The sequence below is a fragment of the Curtobacterium sp. BRB10 genome, assembly GCF_031844325.1.
Classification (GTDB): domain Bacteria; phylum Actinomycetota; class Actinomycetes; order Actinomycetales; family Microbacteriaceae; genus Curtobacterium; species Curtobacterium poinsettiae_A.
The window spans coordinates 228,234-245,573 of record NZ_JAUZVA010000003.1; the positions used below are offsets into that span (position 1 = coordinate 228,234).

At 69.4% G+C, this 17,340-nt stretch carries 16 protein-coding genes; 8 read left to right on the top strand and 8 right to left on the bottom strand.

The annotated features are described in order from the left end of the window. Positions 1-40: 40 nt before the first annotated feature. Positions 41-619 (top strand): TetR/AcrR family transcriptional regulator C-terminal domain-containing protein, encoded by a 579-nt coding sequence (locus Q9R26_RS07850; RefSeq protein WP_182065029.1) that lies wholly within the window; start codon positions 41-43, stop codon positions 617-619. 41 nt (positions 620-660) lie between these two features. Here the strand turns inward: Q9R26_RS07850 and dhaM are convergent, their stop codons facing one another. The 3 genes from dhaM to dhaK form a co-directional block, all read right to left on the bottom strand. After that, positions 661-1,395 (bottom strand): dihydroxyacetone kinase phosphoryl donor subunit DhaM, encoded by a 735-nt coding sequence (gene dhaM / locus Q9R26_RS07855; protein ID WP_311226953.1) that lies wholly within the window; start codon positions 1,393-1,395, stop codon positions 661-663. Continuing rightward, positions 1,392-2,018: a dihydroxyacetone kinase subunit DhaL gene (gene dhaL, locus Q9R26_RS07860; RefSeq protein ID WP_111030104.1), complete on the bottom strand. Its 627-nt coding sequence runs from the start codon at positions 2,016-2,018 to the stop codon at positions 1,392-1,394. The genes dhaM and dhaL overlap by 4 nt, the downstream gene beginning before the upstream one ends. A 111-nt stretch (positions 2,019-2,129) precedes the next feature. Further along, positions 2,130-3,131, bottom strand: a complete 1,002-nt coding sequence (gene dhaK / locus Q9R26_RS07865) for a dihydroxyacetone kinase subunit DhaK (RefSeq protein WP_259577856.1) — start codon at positions 3,129-3,131, stop codon at positions 2,130-2,132. A gap of 316 nt (positions 3,132-3,447) precedes the next feature. Here dhaK and Q9R26_RS07870 point away from each other — a divergent pair, with 316 nt between their 5' ends. Then, positions 3,448-4,173, top strand: a complete 726-nt coding sequence (locus Q9R26_RS07870) for an MIP/aquaporin family protein (protein WP_182065025.1) — start codon at positions 3,448-3,450, stop codon at positions 4,171-4,173. A gap of 83 nt (positions 4,174-4,256) precedes the next feature. Further along, positions 4,257-5,768 carry a glycerol kinase GlpK gene (glpK, locus tag Q9R26_RS07875; protein WP_182065024.1) on the top strand — a complete coding sequence of 504 codons (1,512 nt, stop codon included), beginning with the start codon at positions 4,257-4,259 and terminating at the stop codon, positions 5,766-5,768. 306 nt (positions 5,769-6,074) lie between these two features. On the opposite strand, the gene trpD is transcribed toward glpK, so the two are convergent. Continuing rightward, positions 6,075-7,130 carry an anthranilate phosphoribosyltransferase gene (gene trpD / locus Q9R26_RS07880; protein WP_311226954.1) on the bottom strand — a complete coding sequence of 352 codons (1,056 nt, stop codon included), beginning with the start codon at positions 7,128-7,130 and terminating at the stop codon, positions 6,075-6,077. 70 nt (positions 7,131-7,200) lie between these two features. Between trpD and Q9R26_RS07885 the strand changes: the two genes are divergently transcribed. From Q9R26_RS07885 to Q9R26_RS07905, 5 genes are all read left to right on the top strand, one after another. Then, entirely contained in the window at positions 7,201-7,839 is a 639-nt protein-coding gene (locus Q9R26_RS07885) for a heme-copper oxidase subunit III (RefSeq protein WP_027465617.1), read from the top strand. A 21-nt stretch (positions 7,840-7,860) separates the two neighbouring features. Next, positions 7,861-8,670 carry a cytochrome c gene (locus tag Q9R26_RS07890; protein WP_182065022.1) on the top strand — a complete coding sequence of 270 codons (810 nt, stop codon included), beginning with the start codon at positions 7,861-7,863 and terminating at the stop codon, positions 8,668-8,670. Between the two features lie 33 nt (positions 8,671-8,703). Further along, positions 8,704-9,768, top strand: a complete 1,065-nt coding sequence (locus Q9R26_RS07895) for a ubiquinol-cytochrome c reductase iron-sulfur subunit (protein WP_027465615.1) — start codon at positions 8,704-8,706, stop codon at positions 9,766-9,768. Beyond that, a complete protein-coding gene (locus Q9R26_RS07900) occupies positions 9,768-11,456 on the top strand; it encodes a ubiquinol-cytochrome c reductase cytochrome b subunit (protein ID WP_071403835.1) in 1,689 nt (562 codons plus the stop codon). The genes Q9R26_RS07895 and Q9R26_RS07900 overlap by 1 nt, the downstream gene beginning before the upstream one ends. Before the next feature lie 167 nt (positions 11,457-11,623). Then, the gene (locus Q9R26_RS07905) at positions 11,624-12,583 is read left to right on the top strand and encodes a phosphodiesterase (protein WP_182065021.1); all 960 of its coding nucleotides are present in this window, start codon (positions 11,624-11,626) and stop codon (positions 12,581-12,583) included. Between the two features lie 569 nt (positions 12,584-13,152). Here the strand turns inward: Q9R26_RS07905 and Q9R26_RS07910 are convergent. From Q9R26_RS07910 to Q9R26_RS07925, 4 genes are read right to left on the bottom strand one after another with little or no spacing between them, the layout of a single operon-like run. Continuing rightward, positions 13,153-14,727, bottom strand: coding sequence for a stealth conserved region 3 domain-containing protein (locus tag Q9R26_RS07910; RefSeq protein ID WP_311226955.1), 1,575 nt, complete (start codon positions 14,725-14,727; stop codon positions 13,153-13,155). Positions 14,728-14,776: 49 nt separating this feature from the next. Next, a complete protein-coding gene (locus tag Q9R26_RS07915; RefSeq protein ID WP_182065019.1) occupies positions 14,777-15,208 on the bottom strand; it encodes a DUF6804 family protein in 432 nt (143 codons plus the stop codon). Further along, complete coding sequence (locus Q9R26_RS07920; protein ID WP_311226956.1) at positions 15,208-15,792, bottom strand: GDSL-type esterase/lipase family protein; 585 nt, start codon at positions 15,790-15,792, stop codon at positions 15,208-15,210. Before Q9R26_RS07920 ends, Q9R26_RS07915 begins: the two co-directional genes overlap by 1 nt. Beyond that, the gene (locus Q9R26_RS07925) at positions 15,789-17,321 is read right to left on the bottom strand and encodes an SDR family oxidoreductase (protein ID WP_247737742.1); all 1,533 of its coding nucleotides are present in this window, start codon (positions 17,319-17,321) and stop codon (positions 15,789-15,791) included. Before Q9R26_RS07925 ends, Q9R26_RS07920 begins: the two co-directional genes overlap by 4 nt. Positions 17,322-17,340 lie beyond the last annotated feature (19 nt).

Sequence of the window (17,340 nt, forward strand, 5' to 3'; positions counted from 1 at the left end):
TACGTTGAACAAGTTGAGTTGTACCACGTACAATTCCGACATGGCAACCACGGTGGACGGCTCCGGCACGGCTCGCGGCGCGGCGACACGGGCGAAGATCCTCGCGGCGACGGCCGGACTGCTCAGTGCGGGCACTCGGAGCGTCACCGTCAGCGAGGTCGCCCGGGCCGCGGGTGTCTACCCGAACCAGATCACGCACCACTACGGCTCGAAGGACCGCCTGGTGCTCGACGCCGCGTTCGCGCTGTTCCTCCGCGACACCACGCGACTGCAGGCGGCCGGCCGGCGAGCCCGCTCGCCGGAGTCGTTCCGGGAAGTCCTCGCTCGCACCGCCCTCGCGATGCCGTCGACCCCGCTCGTGGTCCGGGCGCTCGGGGCCGCCGGGGACGACCCGGCGCAGCGTGAGCGCGTGCGACTGCTGCTCGCCGTGCTGTTCCGGCAGTCCGAGCGCTACCTGGAACGCGTCGTCGACGATCAGGGCTGGACGAGCCCGAGCGGCGTCGCCCGGGACGCCCGCACGTTCTGGAGCGCCGTGTTCGGTGCCACCCTGCTCGCGGACGCCGGGGTCACCGGCGGCCCCTCGGACCTCGACCTGGCGGGGACGATCTCGATCCGGTGACCGGGCGGGCACCGCCGCCGGGGTCTCCCCCGGCGGCGGCGTCACTCGCCGAAGCCGGACCGGACCAGTTCCACCAGGGCGTCGACCGCGGCCTGCGCGTCCTGCCCGGTCGCGTCGACCGACACCGTCGCACCCTTCGGCAGCGCCAGGGCCATGATCGCCAGCAGGCTCTTCGCGTCCACGCCGTTGACGTGCACGCTCGCGTCGTACTTCGCCGCCGTCTTCACGAACTCCGCGGCGGGCCGGGCGTGCAGCCCGGTCTCGTTCACCAGCTCGACCGACGCGCTGACGCGGTCGGCGCCGGCCGCGCCGTCGACGGGAGCAGCCCCGTCGGCCGGCCCCGCGCCTCCAGGCTGGTCACCGGTCGGAAGGGAGGCGCTGCTCGCGTCCGCCTCGGAACCCGCGGCCGATGCCGCGGCGGCCAGCACCGCGTCGGCGTCGCCACCCGTCTGGGCGGCGACCGCAGCCGCCACCGTGCCCTCGACCAGCGGGGCCGGCGACACGTGGACGCGGGCTCGGACGTCGTCGTCCAGGAAGTCGAGCGCGGTGTCGGTCGTCAGGTAGGCGGAGCCGAGGTCGCACAGCACCACGACGGCGTCCGCCTGGGCGAGTTCCTCGATGCCCGCGGAGATCGCCTCGAACGAGGTACCGATGCCGCCGTCGTCCGTGCCGCCCGCGGCGACGAGCGGCACGTCCGCCGCCATCTGCCGGGCCAGCTCGACGGTGCCGGTAGCGATCGCCGCGCTGTGCGAGACGACCAGGATGCCGACGGTCACGCTGCGTCCACCGCTGCGCGCAGGATGTACGCGGTCGACTGCGCACCGGGGTCGCGGTACCCGATCGCGCGGTCGCCGAGGTAGCTCGCGCGGCCCTTGTGGGCGACGAGCGGCTCGGTGTCCGCCGCACCCTGCGCGGCGGCGTCGGCTGCCGCGGTGAGGACGGCCTTCGGGTCGTCGCCGGCGCCGGCAGCCGCTGCTGCGGCGTCGACCGCGGGGCTCCACGCGTCGACCATCGTCTTGTCGCCGACCGCGGCCTTGCCGCGGGACACGACTCCGTCGCGGGCGGCGGTGAGGACGGCGACGAGGGTGTCCGCGTCGAGTTCGGCCGCGTCACCGGCGGCCTGCGCCGCCTTCAGGTAGGCGGTGCCGAAGAGCGGGCCGGCCGCCCCGCCCACGGTGGAGATGAGTTTCGTCGCGACGGTCTTGAGCACGGCGCCCGGGGTGTCGAAGGACCCGGAGTCGACGGCCTCGAGCACGGCCCGGAACCCGCGGTCGAGGTTCTCGCCGTGGTCGCCGTCCCCGATCTCACGGTCGAGCGTGACGAGCTCGGCCCGGTGTTCGTCGATCGTCGCGGCGGTGCGACGGACCCAGTCGATGGCCCATGCGGTGTCGAGCGCCAATGCGGTTCCCTTCGTGTGACCGGCCCGGCGGGCCCGGTGTCGTGGTCCGGTGGTCGAGCGGCTGTGGTCGGTCGCGGTTGCGATCGCAGTCGCAGTCGCGGTTGCGTTCGCTCAGCGTCCCCAGCGCAGGGCCGGGGTCTCCACCGGGGCGTCCCAGAGGGCAGTGAGTTCGTCGTCGAGCACCGTGACGGTGAGCGAGAACCCCTGCATCTCGAGGGACGTGACGTAGTCGCCGACCAAACTACGCGTGACCTGGTAGCCGCGGTCGGAGAGGACCTCGGCGGCGCGTCGGTAGGCGATGTACAGCTCGGACAGCGGGGTGCCGCCCATGCCGTTCACCAGGAGCAGCAGCGACGAGCCGGCCGGGGCGTCGAGGTCGGTCAGGATCGGTTCCAGCACACGGTCGACCAGCTCGTCCGCCGGTGCCATCGCGATCCGCTCACGGCCCGGCTCGCCGTGGATGCCGATGCCGAGCTCGACCTCGTCGTCGGCCAGCACGAACGACGGCTCCCCCGCGTGCGGGACGGTGCCCGATGTCAGCGCGAGCCCCATCGACCGCGTGACGTCGTTGACGTGCCGGGCCACCGCGGCGACCGCGTCCAGGTCGTCCCCGCGCTCGGCGGCGGCGCCGGCGCACTTCTCCACCACGACGGTCCCGGCGACACCGCGACGGCCGGCGGTGAACAGGGAGTCCTGCACCGCGACGTCGTCATCCACCACGACGGACTCGACGCGGACGTCGTCCATCGCCGCGAGCTCGGCGGCCGTCTCGAAGTTGAGCACGTCGCCGGTGTAGTTCTTCACGATGTGCAGCACGCCCGCACCGCCGTCGACGGCCTTCGTCGCGGCGACGATCGGGTCGGGCGTCGGGCTCGTGAACACCGGGCCGGGCACCGCGGCGTCGAGCATGCCGTACCCGACGAAGCCGGCGTGCAGCGGCTCGTGGCCGCTGCCACCGCCGCTGACGATCCCGACCTTGCCGGCGACGGGTGCGTCAGCGCGGTGCAGGTGGATCGGGTCCTCGACCAGGACGACGTGCCCGGCGTGTGCCCGGGCGAAGCCCCGGACGGTCTCCTCGACCACGGCCTGCGGGTCGTTGATGAGCTTCTTCATGCGGTGCCTCCACGGGTACGGGGTCGAACCGTGGCGGTCACACCGCGCGTCGTCGACCGGAGTGCGCCCAATCTACATCGGCGGCACGAGCGGCCGTCCGGTCACGATGCACGTTCGTGCAGCGTGCCGAGGACGCGTCACCGGGTCAGGATCGTGCTGGGGACACTCGTCCTGCACGTTCGTGCACGATGCCGCACTTCGCTCACGAATTCATCGCCGGGCCGCGAACCGCATCACTATGGTTGGCCTCAATCACTCAACGGGGAGTGCGGCGCAGCACGGCCGGACCCCCACCCTCACGCACTGGAGGTCACCGATGGACGGCATCGGCGTCAATTTCCTGTCCGAGCTCGTCGGTACGGCGATGCTCATCATCCTGGGTGGCGGCGTCGTCGCCGCCGTCTCGCTGGCGAAGTCCAAGGGCTTCGGAGCCGGGTTCCTGATGGTCACGATCGGCTGGGGCTTCGCGGTCTTCGCCGGTGTCACCGTGTCCTACAAGTCCGGCGGACAGCTCAACCCCGCGGTCAGCCTCGCGCAGGCGATCCTCGGCAACATCACCGTCGGCGAGATGTTCCTCTACTGGCTCGCACAGCTGATCGGCGCGATCATCGGTGCGGTCATCGTCTGGCTCGCCTACAAGCAGCACTTCGACGAGGAGCCCGACGCGGCCGCCAAGCTCGGCGTCTTCTCGACCGGCCCCGCGATCCGCTCGTACGGCTGGAACCTCGTCACGGAGATCATCGGCACCTTCGTGCTGGTCTTCGTCGTCATCGCGTTCACCAACGGGCAGACCCCGTCGGAGCTCGGTGCGATCCCCGTCGCGTTCCTCGTGATCGCGATCGGTGTCAGCCTCGGTGGCCCCACCGGCTACGCCATCAACCCGGCCCGTGACCTCGGCCCCCGCATCGCGCACGCCTTCCTGCCCATCAAGGGCAAGGGCTCGAGCGACTGGGCCTACGCCTGGGTGCCGGTCGTCGGACCGCTGATCGGTGGCGCACTCGCCGCCGGGCTGTCCTACGCCCTGCTGCCCGTCGTCAGCTGACCAACCCCCACCCCGAAGGCGTGGACGGCCGTTCCGTACGACCGAACACGCACCCGCACCGAACACACCCGTAAGGAGCACCAATGGCCGACTACATCGTCGCCATCGACCAGGGCACGACCTCGACCCGAGCAATCGTGTTCGACCACTCCGGTTCGATCATCTCGACCGGGCAGAAGGAACACGAGCAGATCTTCCCGCGCGCCGGGTGGGTCGAGCACGACCCCGCCGAGATCTGGGACAACACCCGCGAGGTGATCGGTCAGGCACTGTCGCGTGCCGACATCACGCGCCACGACGTCGCAGCCGTCGGCATCACCAACCAGCGCGAGACCGCCGTCGTGTGGGACAAGACCACCGGCAAGCCGATCTACAACGCGATCGTCTGGCAGGACACCCGCACGCAGGCGCTGGTCGACAAGCTCGCCGACGGCGACACCGACAAGTACAAGGCCATCGTCGGCCTGCCGCTCGCGACGTACTTCGCCGGGACCAAGATCATGTGGATCCTCGAGAACGTCGAGGGTGCTCGTGAGAAGGCCGAGGCGGGCGACCTGCTCTTCGGCACCACCGACACCTGGGTCCTCTGGAACCTGACCGGTGGCGTCGACGGCGGCGTCCACAAGACCGACGTCACGAACGCGTCCCGCACGCTGTTCATGGACCTCGAGACGCTGCAGTGGCGCGATGACATCCTCGCCGACTTCGGCGTGCCGAAGTCGATGCTCCCCGAGATCGTCAGCTCCTCCGAGGTCTACGGCCACGTCGAGTCCTCGAGCCTGCTGCGCGAGGTCCCGATCGCCGGCATCCTCGGCGACCAGCAGGCCGCGACCTTCGGTCAGGCCGCGTTCGACCAGGGCGAGTCGAAGAACACGTACGGCACCGGCAACTTCCTGATCTTCAACACCGGTACCGAGATCGTCCGCTCCGAGAACGGCCTGCTCACCACCGTCGGCTACAAGCTCGGCGACCAGGAGACGCACTACGCCCTCGAGGGTTCGATCGCCGTCACGGGCTCGCTCATCCAGTGGCTCCGCGACAACCTCGGTCTGATCGGGAGCGCCCCGGAGGTCGAGGCCCTGGCCAAGACCGTCGAGGACAACGGCGGCGTGTACTTCGTACCGGCGTTCTCCGGGCTCTTCGCGCCGTACTGGCGCCCGGACGCCCGCGGTGCCATCGTCGGCCTCACCCGCTACGTCAACAAGGGCCACATCGCCCGTGCCGCCCTCGAGGCCACGGCGCTGCAGACCCGCGAGGTGCTCGACGCGGTCAACGCCGACTCCGGCGTGGACCTGACCGAGCTCAAGGTCGACGGCGGCATGACCGCGAACAGCGAGCTCATGCAGTTCCAGGCCGACATCCTCAACGTGCCGGTCGTCCGTCCGGTCGTCGCGGAGACGACCGCGCTCGGTGCGGCCTACGCTGCCGGTCTCGCGGTCGGCTTCTGGGCCAACCTCGACGAGCTCCGTGCCAACTGGCAGGAGGACAAGCGCTGGGAGCCCCAGCTCGACGACGCCGAGCGCGAGCGCACGCTCCGTCTGTGGAAGAAGGCCGTCACGAAGACCTTCGACTGGGTCGACGAGGACGTCCAGTAACGACGTGCAGTGACACTGCAGGCGCACGCTGACCGCGTGCACTGATCGCACCGACGGGAGGCCCGGTGCCGGTTCCAGGAACCGGCACCGGGCCTCCTGTGCGTTGCGTCTCCTGCGGGCCGGTCGCGGTCGGCCGGGCGTCGAGTGGTCGGGTGTTCGGGTGGTCGACGGTACGGCGCGGGGCGCGGTTGTTCACCGGGTGCAGCGCTGACCGATCGGTGCGCGCTCGCAGCGCAGCACCGAGCCGCCAGGCTCGCACCGGGCAACGCACCGCGCATGGTGCGAGCCGGGCGGAAGCGGCGCGGACTACGCGGCGGGAGCTACGCCGACCCAATCAGCCAGTTTGCGCGCACCGGCGCCCGAGTCGATCGCCTCGGCGGCGACGACGAGCTGTTCGCGGAAGCGCTGCAGGATCGGCCGGTCGGACTCGTTCGGGTCCTGTGCCAGCCGGAACGAGACGAGGCCGGCCGCGGCGTTCAGCAGGACGATGTCGCGGACGGGTCCGGACTCCCCCGCGAGCACCCGGTGGACGACGGCGGCGTTGTGCTCCGGGTCGCCGCCGAGCAGGTCCTCGGTGCGTGCCCGGGCGATGCCGAGGTCGCGCGGGTCGAGGTCGTGCTCGGTCACGCGGCCGCCGGTGACCTCCCAGATGTGGCTGTGCCCCGTGGTGGTCAGCTCGTCGAGACCGTCGTCGCCGCGGAACACGAGGGCCGTCGCGCCACGCGTCTGGAACACGCCCGTGATGATCGGGACGAGATCGAGCTGCGCGACGCCCACGGCGTTGGCCTCACACCGCGCGGGGTTGACGAGCGGGCCGAGGAAGTTGAACACCGTCGGCACGCCGATCTCGCGCCGGACCGGGCCTGCGTGGGCGAAACCGGGGTGGAACGCGTTGGCGAAGGCGAACGTCAGCCCGACACGCCGGAAGGTGTCCGCGACACGCGCGGCGTCCATCGTGAGATCGAGTCCGAGGGCGGCGAGCACGTCGCTCGAGCCGGACTTCGACGAGCTGGCCTTGTTGCCGTGCTTGACGACCGGGACCCCGGCAGCCGCGATCACGATGGCCGCCATGGTCGAGACGTTCACGGTGCCGACCACGTCGCCACCGGTGCCCACGATGTCGAGCGCCATCGGGTCGACGTCGAGCGGAACCGCGGCGTCCAGGATCGCGTCGCGGAACCCGACGACCTCGTCGACGGTCTCGCCCTTCGCGCGGAGCGTCACGGCGAAGGCTGCGATCTGTGCCTGGGTGGCCCGCCCGTGCACGATCTCCTCCATGGCCCATGTGGATTGCCTGATCGTCAGGTCTTCGCGCGCCATGAGCGCGCTGATCACCGCTGGCCAAGAAAGTGCGTCAGGCATGGCTCGATCGTAGTGAATTCGAGAGACCCGCCAGTCTCCTGCGAAAACACTGTCGGGGGTTTCGGCCATAATGGAGGACGTGACTAGCACCTCTCTCTCCAGATCAGCCAGCGGTCCGGCCCTCAACAGGCCGAACGCCGTGGCCGTGGGGACGATCGTGTGGCTGGGCAGCGAGGTCATGTTCTTCGCCGGCCTGTTCGCGATCTACTTCACGCTCCGCAGCACGTCCCCTGAGCTCTGGGCGACCGAGACCGCGAAGCTCGAGGTGCCCTTCGCCTCCGTGAACACGATCATCCTGGTGCTGTCCAGCTTCGCTTGCCAGTTCGCGGTGTTCGCTGCGGAGCGCTTCCAGGTGCACCGGACGAGCTGGAACCCGCGCCACTGGGGCATGACGGAGTGGTTCTTCGTCACCTACGCGATGGGCGCGATCTTCGTCTGCGGCCAGATCTTCGAGTACGCCAACCTCTGGCACGAGGGCGTGACGCTCTCCTCCAGCGCCTACGGCTCGGCGTTCTACATGACCACCGGGTTCCACGGACTCCACGTGACCGGTGGCCTCATCGCCTTCCTGCTGACGCTCGGCCGCGGTTTCGCCGCCAAGAACTTCGGTCACAAGGAAGCGACCACCGCCATCGTCGTGTCGTACTACTGGCACTTCGTCGACGTCGTGTGGATCTTCCTCTTCGCCGTCATCTACCTTCTCAAGTAGGAACTGGACACCCCCCAGCACATGTTCAACAGAACCAAGTCCAAGAAGGGCCGCCGTTCACCGATGGCGACCGTGTCGCTCATCGTCGTGGGTCTCATGACCACCGGTGGCGCGTACGCACTGTTCAGCTCCACGGCGAACGCCGACGACAGCACGAGCACCGTCGCCGCATCGAGCCAGTCGCAGGTGAACGAGGGCGAGAAGCTCTTCGCCTCGAACTGCGCCACCTGCCACGGTCTCTCCGCGCAGGGCACGAGCGAGGGCCCGTCCCTCATCGGTGTCGGCGCCGCCTCGGTCGACTTCCAGGTCGGCACCGGCCGCATGCCGATGGCCGCTCAGGGCCCGCAGGCAGAAGAGAAGCCCGCCCAGTTCACGGACGAGCAGGTCGACGCGCTCGCGCAGTACGTCGCTTCCCTCGGCCCCGGCCCGTCGGTCCCGTCCACCGAACTCACCAACGGTGAGGACGGCGACGCTGCCGAAGGCGCCGAGCTGTTCCGCATCAACTGCGCCATGTGCCACAACGTGGCCGGCGCCGGCGGCGCGCTGACTGAGGGCAAGTACGCCCCGAACCTCGAGACGGTCTCCGGCAAGCACATCTACGAGGCCATGCTCACCGGCCCGCAGAACATGCCGGTCTTCAACGACCTGAACCTGACGCCGGAGCAGAAGGCCGACATCATCACGTACCTCAAGTACGTGCAGGACAACAAGTCCCCCGGTGGCTTCGCACTCGGCTCCCTGGGGCCGGTCGCCGAGGGTCTGTTCATCTGGATCTTCGGACTCGGCGCGGTCGTCGCGATGACCGTCTGGCTGACCGCGAAGTCCAACTGATCGTCCGTGTCGAACGACACTGAAGGGAACACCATGGCAGAGCACGACGACGAGACGCTGAACTCGTCCTCGGCTGTCGAGAAGCACGGCACGACCACCTCCCCCGGGATCGCGGTCCTCCCCGTCGACCCGTTCGAGAACCCGGGCGAGCCGCCGCACCGCCCGCGTCGCACCGACGTCGACCCGAAGAAGCAGCGTCTGGCCGAGCGCCAGGTCGCCGCGTACTTCTACCTGTCGATCGTCGGCAGCGTCCTGTCGATCGCGGCCTACGTCGCCTTCCCGATCGACCCGAGCGACTTCGGAACGGTCCGTACTGCGAACCTCTTCCTGGGCCTGTCGATCGCCCTCGCGCTCCTCGCCCTCGGCCTCGGTGCCGTCTACTGGTCGAAGTCGCTCGTCGTCGACCGCGAGATCACCGAGCTCCGCCACGGGACCCGCGGCACCGATGCGACCCGTGCCAAGGCGGTCGAGGCGTTCCAGCTCGCCGACAAGGAGTCGGGTTTCAGCCGTCGCAAGCTGATCCGCAACTCGATGATCGGTGCCCTGGCCGCGTTCCCGCTCCCCGGCATCGTCCTGGTCCGTGACCTCGCTCCGGCCGAGGACCCCAACGAACTGCTCCGCCACACCTTCTGGAAGCAGGGCCTGCGCCTGACGAAGGACCCGACGGGTCTGCCGATCAAGGCCTCCGACGTCACCATCGGTTCGGTGTTCCACGTCATCCCCGAGGGCATGCTCGAGTCCGAGCACATGCTGGAGGAGAAGGCCAAGGCCTCCGTCCTCCTCATGCGTCTCGACCCGAAGGACCTCAACCCGTCCAAGGGTCACGAGAACTGGGGCTACGACGGCATCGTCGCGTACTCCAAGATCTGCACTCACGTCGGTTGCCCCGTCGCGCTCTACGAACAGCAGACGCACCACCTGCTGTGCCCGTGCCACCAGTCGACCTTCGATGTCTCGAACAACTGCGAGGTCATCTTCGGTCCGGCAGCACGCCCCCTCCCCCAACTTCCGATCGCGATCGACGACGACGGCTACCTGGTTGCCCAGAGCGACTTCCACGAGCCGGTCGGACCGTCCTTCTGGGAGCGTGAACGCTGATGACCAGCACCACCACCACCGCACCGAACACGTCGACGAACAAGCCGGCGCCGGAGCGCGGATCCCGCATCATCGGCGGGGTCGCCAACTACATCGACGAGCGCACCAGCATCTCGGGCCTCGTCAAGGAAGTCGGCCGCAAGATCTTCCCGGACCACTGGAGCTTCATGCTCGGCGAGGTGGCGTTGTACAGCTTCGTCGTCGTGCTGCTCTCCGGGACCTTCCTGACGTTCTTCTTCCAGGCGTCCATGACCGAGGTCGTCTACAACGGCTCGTACGTCCCCCTCAAGGGCGTGGCGATGTCGACGGCCCTGCAGTCCACGCTCGACATCTCGTTCGACATCCGCGGCGGGCTCTTCGTCCGCCAGGTCCACCACTGGGCGGCCCTGCTGTTCGTGGCGTCGATCATGCTGCACATGGCCCGAGTGTTCTTCACCGGTGCCTTCCGCAAGCCGCGTGAGCTCAACTGGGTCTTCGGATTCCTGCTCTGGGTCCTCGCCATGGCCGAGGGCTTCACCGGCTACTCGCTCCCCGACGACCTGCTCTCCGGGAACGGGCTGCGGATCATCGTCGGCATGATCGAGGGCGTCCCGGTGATCGGCGTCTGGATCGCCTACCTGCTGTTCGGTGGCGAGTTCCCGGGGACCGACATCGTCGGCCGCCTGTACACGCTGCACATCCTGCTGCTGCCGGCGATCCTCGTCGCGGTGCTCGGTGTCCACCTCGTGCTCGTCGTGATCAACAAGCACACGCAGTTCGCGGGTCCGGGCAAGACCAACGAGAACGTCGTCGGTGTCCCGATCCTCCCGGCGTTCGCCGCGAAGGCCGGTGGGTTCTTCTTCATCGTCGCGGGCATCCTGGCCCTCATCGCGTCGCTGTTCACGATCAACCCGATCTGGAACTACGGCCCGTACGACCCCTCCCCGGTCTCCGCCGGTACCCAGCCCGACTGGTACATCGGCTTCGCCGACGGCGCGCTCCGACTGGTCCCGCCGCACTGGGAGGTCGTGTGGTTCGGCTACACGGTGTCGTTCAACATCCTGGCGCCGATCGCGGTCCTGGTGCTGCTCATCCTGGCGATCCTGCTCTACCCCTTCATCGAGGCGTGGGTCACGGGCGACAAGCGTGAGCACCACATCCTCGACCGCCCGCGCAACGCCCCGACGCGCACGGCGTTCGGTGCCGCTGGCATCACGCTCTACGCCAGCCTCTGGGCGGCAGCCTCGTCGGACATCATCGCGACGCACTTCCTGGTGTCGATCGAACACGTGATCCACGTGATCCAGGCAACGACGGTCCTCGGTCCGTTCATCGCCTTCTGGATCACCAAGCGCGTGTGCCTCGCCCTCCAGAAGAAGGACCGCGAGATCGTCCTGCACGGCTACGAGTCGGGGCGCATCGTCCGACTCCCCCACGGCGAGTACATCGAGGTGCACGAGCAGCTCGACGAGTACGAGCGGTGGAAGCTCCTGCAGTTCAACGAGTACAAGCCGCTCATGATCCGCCCGAACGCCAAGGGCAAGATCACGGGTCTGCAGAAGGTCCGCGCCGGCGTCTCCCGCTTCTTCTTCGAAGACCGCATCGAGCCGGTCTCGAAGGCCGAGCTCGAGGCAGCGCACGCCGCGCACCACGGCCCGAACCTCGAGGGTGGCCACCAGGCTCCCCAGGTCGGCCCCGGCGATCACTGATCGGTAGCGCACGAAGCAACCCCCGTCACGAAGTGACGGGGGTTTCTTCGTGCACAGGGCAACACGCCGCCCCCAGTTCACGGCTGGTTCACCCTCGCGTGCTGGACTCGTCCAGGACGGTGTGGCAACGTGTTGCACCACGCATCCGCCAACGGAATGAGACCCCGATGGACAGCCGGACGGCCGAACACCCCAGGCCGAACCACTTCCTCCTCCACCTCAGCGACACGCACCTCGTCTCCGGGGACCGCGACCTGTACGGCGACGTCGACTCGGCCGCCCGGCTCACGCAGATCGTCGCTGACATCGAAGCCTCGGGCACGCGTCCCGAAGCGATCGTCGTCACCGGCGACGTGGCCGACAAGGGCGAGCCGGGCGCGTACGCCCGTGTGCGCGAGATCCTCGAGCCGGCCGCCCAGCGGATCGGTGCGCAGATCATCTGGGCGATGGGCAACCACGATGAGCGCGGCGCCTTCCGTCAGGAGCTCTTCGGCCTGCAGCCCACCGATCGCCCGGTCGACTTCGTGTACGACGTCAACGGTCTCCGTGTGATCACGCTCGACACGAGCGTGCCCGGTCACCACCACGGCGAGGTCTCCCCCGACCAGCTCGACTGGCTCGCCGAGGTCCTGTCCGAGGCAGCGCCGCACGGCACCATCCTGGCGATGCACCATCCGCCGGTGCCGAGCGTCCAAGACCTCACCGTCCTCGTCGAGTTGCGCGACCAGCAGGCCCTTGCCGAAGTCGTCGAGGGCAGCGACGTCCTCGCCATCATCGCCGGTCACCTGCACTACTCGACCAGTGCCGTGTTCGCCGGCATCCCGGTGTCCGTCGCCAGCGCCACCTGCTACACCCAGGACCTCACCGAGTACCAGGGCGGTACCCGCGGCCGCGACGGTGCGCAGTCGTTCAACCTCGTGCACGTCTACGGGCGCAACGTCGTCCACTCGGTGGTGCCGATCGGCCACTACGCCACCGTCGGACAGCCCGTGTCTGCGCTCGAAACCGAAGCGAAACTCGCCGCGCACGGCGTGACGATCCCGGCGGCCGTCGAGCCGGCACCGGTCACCTCGAGCATCCCGGTGTTCACGCTCGACTCGGTGCCCGTCTCCCCCGTTCACCGGTAGCGCCGCGCGCGAGGAGTCGCGCACCACGAGTGCAGAAGAGGTCGGGTCCGTCATGCGGACCCGACCTCTTCTGCTCACCAGGCGGGTGCGGGCGTCCTACGCCCCGAGCGACGAGCGGTCACGACTCCCCACGCGTGCAACGTCGCGTGGTCACGATGCGTCGTCTGGCGGCACCGCACGCAACGGTTCGTGACCGCTCGACGGGCAACCGGCGGGGTGACCTGACCGCGCGCCGGCGTGTACGTCCCGACGGCACGCAGGACGGCCGGGAGGCCCGTGGCGGCGCCGACTCGCGCCTCCCGGCACGCGGGGTGGTCGCGACACCCCGCACGGCCTGCGAAGCGTGGTCACGTTCCGTTGGTTGCGGGCGGCGGAGGCGACGGTCTGTGACCGGTCGGCGTGGGGTTGGCGGGGTGGGGCGACCGGTCGAGGCCGATGGAGGGCCCGAACCCGGTGGCTGGGTTCCGGCGTGGGACCGGGCTCGCAGGCCCGCCCGGAGCGCCCCAGCAGGCCGCTGGCGCGTCCTCATCGCCCCGTGGGACCGGGCTCGCAGGCTCGCCCGGAGCGCCTCAGCAGGCCGCTGGCGCGCCCTCATCGCTGGGGCGCTCCCACGGCGCGGGGAACGGGAAGTAGCGCTCCAGGAAGTCCGTCACGCGCTGCGTGCGCTCGTCGTCGCTGACCTCCGGGAAGCTGCCGTCGTTGAGGCAGAAGAAGTCGGCGTTCCGCTTCTTCAGCAGCTCGTCGAGTGACCGGAGCCCGGACTGCATCGTCGTGTCGATGTACCGGACGTCGGCGTTCTCCTGCACGATGGCGCGCCCGGTGAGCAGCGAGTAGTAGTGGTACAACGAATTCGTCACCGAGATGTTGTCCGCGGCCCGGAAGCGCGAGGCTGCCGTCGACGCGAACTCGTCAGCGAACTCGTGCTCCATCTCGGTCATGATCGAGGCACGCAGGGGCGTCGGAGCGTGCTCGAGGTGCCGGGTCGTCACCGCACCGAAGCGCTGCTGCAGCAGGCGACGGTTCACGCGGGCGGAGTTCTCGAAACCGCTGCGTGCGGGGTTGTTCGACCCGAGCCCGATGCGGGTGGTGGCGAGGATGAACTTCGTCACGGATCCGGGGCTGAAGAACATCGACGGGTCGGTCAAGCGCCCGAAGAACATGTCGTCGTTCGAGTAGATGAAGTGCTCGCTGATGCCCGGGATGTGGTGCAGCTGTGACTCGACGGCCTGCGAGTTGTGGGTCGGCAGCACCGACGGGTCGGCGAAGAACTCCTCGCTGCGGACGATCCGGACCTTCGGGTGCTCGGCGAGCCAGTGCGGTGCCGGGGAGTCCGTTGCGATGTAGATCTGGCGGATCCACGGCGCGAAGGTGTGCACCGAGCGGAGCGCGTACTTCAGCTCGTCGATCTGCCGGAACCGGGCAGGGGCATCGTCGCCCTCCCCCAGGACGGCGTTCGACTGCGCGGCCTGGCGGGCACGCTGGTACTCGATGGCGTTGCCGTCGACCCACGAGAAGACGATGTCGATCGGGAAGCGGATGTCCGAGACGTGGTCGTCGAACATGTGCTCGACGGTGCGCCAGGTGCGGCCGTAGCGCTCGATGTCGACGAGGACGAACTCCTCGATCGGCAGACTGCGCCGCATCAGGGCGTTCTCGACGGGTGCGAGGACCTCGGTGTCGGTGACCCGCCAGAACTCGAGCTGGACGCTCGTCTCTGCGCCGTACCGCAGACGCCCGAGGGGCTCGAGCCGCGGTCGGAACACGCGGAGCACGGGTTCCTCGACGGAGCCGAGTCCGTCGTCCTGCACGAGCACGGCAGGCTTGCCCGGGGGCTTCGCGTAGAAGGGCTCGTTGACGGCCGCGGACATCACGGCGCTCTCGGCACGCTGACGGTCACGCTCGTCGAGGGCGATCACCGGACGCTGGTCGTTGCCGCGGATGAGCAGGTGGTCGACGTCAGCCGCGGTGAGCGCGTCGTCGAGGAACAGCAGGTCCTCGATCATCGACTGCTGCGGTGTGAGGTGTCCGTTGATGAGCGTCAGTCGCCCCTTGCGGACGACGACGTCGGATCGGTCGAGACCGCCGGAGGACGGTCGAGGGTTCAGCAGAGGACTCTCGGTCACCGGCTCGGTCTCGTCGTTCATCCATGCCCTTCGGGTCGTGCGGTCGGGTCCTGTACCCGACCTGCCGATCCTACCGTCCGTCCGACTCGCGGGGCACCTTGACGACGATGCCCACCACGATGAACAGTGCGGCTGCCACCAGCTGCAGTGCTGCCCACACCTGTCCGGGGATCGGCACCGTGACGAGCGGGTTCCAGCAGACGGCGACGGCGGCCATGAGCAGGGCAGCCCACCAGGCCTTCCCGCGCACGCTGAAGACGAGCACGATGAGCGCGAGCACCGTGACACCCCAGCGGGCGAAGACGAAGCCCGACGAGTCCACGATGGCGACACACGCGAGCAGCACGATCGCCGCGATCATCGACGGCGCCAGTGCGGGGCGGGTGAAGGGTGGCGTGGTCCGGGCGCCGTTGGCCGGTGCGGCGGCTGCGGGTCGAGGGGACCCGGCGGGCACGCCGTGCTGGGACGACCCCACCGGGGGCCGCCCCTTGCGTGCGGCCATCAGTCCGCGGAGCCGTCGAGGTCGATCGCCTGGATCGACCGCGACATCGGCGGCAGGTCACGGACGCGCTCGAGCGCCGGCACCAGTTCACCGACCAGCGCGCGGTAGCCCTCTTCGGTCAGGTGCAGGCCGTCTTCGGTGAAACGTGCGTCGAGGTGGTCGCCGTCGGCCAGGGCCGGCCAGGCGTCGAGGTACTGCGCGTGACACGTCGCGACGAACTGACGGAGGTGCCGGTTGGCCTGCTCGATCTTCGCGGCGTACTCGGCCTGCCTGGGCAGGATCGACACGAGCAGCAGGCGCACGCCCGGCAGCTCGCGGCGGAGCGTGACGAGGATGGTCTCGACGTTGCGGACCACGTGCTCGGCGCTGGCGCGGTGGTTGCCGAAGTCGTTCGTGCCGATGAGCAGCACGATCACCTCGGGCTGTTCGGCGACGACGGCGTCGAGGCGCGTCAGCACGCCGTCGGTCGTGTCGCCACCGATGCCCTGGTTCAGCGTGTACTCGTCGGGGAGCCACGTGTCCCAGTCGCCCTGTTCGGTGATGCTGTCCCCCAGGAAGAGGACGGGGCTGCGGTCGTCGGTCATGCTGCCTCCTCGTGCGCCGGCTCAGGGGTCCCGGTCTGCTGCGTCCGGTTGCGCTGCGTGGATTCGGTGTGGTCGGACTCCCGCTCGGCGGCGGCGGTGATGCGCTCGACCATACCGGGGAAGATGATGCCGTGGAACGGCAGGATGCCGTACCAGTACAGCCGCCCGGCGAGCCCCTGCGGGAAGTAGATCGCCCGCTGGTGGTAGTCACTGCCACCGTCGGGGTTCGGCGTGACGGTCATCTCGAGCCACGCACGGCCGGGCGACTTGAACTCGGCGCGGAGCCGCAGGTAGCGGCCGCGCTCCAGGCGTTCGACGCGCCACCAGTCGAGCGCGTCGCCCTGCTCGAGGCGCTGCTGGTCACGACGACCGCGGTTCAGCCCCACACCGCCGGCGATCTTGTCCATCCAGCCGCGGGCCACCCAGGCGAGCGGGAACGAGTACCAGCCGTTCTCGCCGCCGATCGACTCGACGACGCGCCAGACGTCCTCGGCGGACGCACTGGAGTGCCGCTTCCGGTCGTCGACGTAGACCGTGTGCCCGGCCCAGTCGGGGTCGTTCGGCATCGGGTCGGCCGAGGCGCTCGAGAGCGTCGCGCTGCGCCAGCTCGTCTCGACCTGACCGGACCGCATCTTGTTGAGCGCCAGACGGACGGCCCGCCGGTACGAGGTGAGCCCGCCCTCGGGCTGCGGCACGACGTCGTCGATGTCGTGCTCGCGCTGCACGCACTCGAACTGCAGCGACTCGATGATCGGCGTCGCGAGCTTGCGCGGGATCGGGGTGACGGCGTTGAACCAGTGCGCGGCGAGACGCGGGGTGAGCACCGGCAGGACCGTGATCGGGCGCTGGGGCAGCTTCGCCTCGACCGCGTAGCCGTTCAGCATCTGGCCGTACCGCAGGACGTCGGGGCCGCCGATGTCGAAGGTGCGGTTGACGTCGGCGGGGACGTCGAGCGCGGCCACCAGGTAGTACAGGACGTCGCGCACCGCGATCGGCTGGATGTGGTTGCGGACCCAGCGCGGCGCGGGCATCCACGGCAGGACGTCGGTCAGGTGCCGGATCATCTCGAACGAGGTGCTGCCCGAGCCGATCACGACGCCCGCCTGGTACGCGACCGTCGGCACGCCGGAGCCGAGGAGGATCTCGCCCACCTCCTTGCGGCTGCGGAGGTGCTTGGACAGCTCCCCGTCGGGGTGGAGCCCGCCCAGGTAGACGAACCGGCTGACACCAGCCGCGTTCGCCTCGCTCGCCATGGTCTCGGCGGCTTCGCGCTCGGCCGACTCGAAGTCGCCGTCGGCCCCCATCGCGTGGGCAAGGTAGTAGACCGCCTCGATCCCGTCGACGGCGGCGCGCACCGCGTCGGCGTCCTGGAGATCACCCTCCGCGACGTCGACGTCGCTGCTCCACGGGACGTCCTGGAGCTTCCGGGGGTTGCGCACGAACACCCGGACGGAGTGGCCGGCTTCGAGGAGACGAGGGACGAGACGACCACCGATGTACCCGGTGGCGCCGGTGACGAGGACCTGCATGCCCTGCACGCTACGCGGC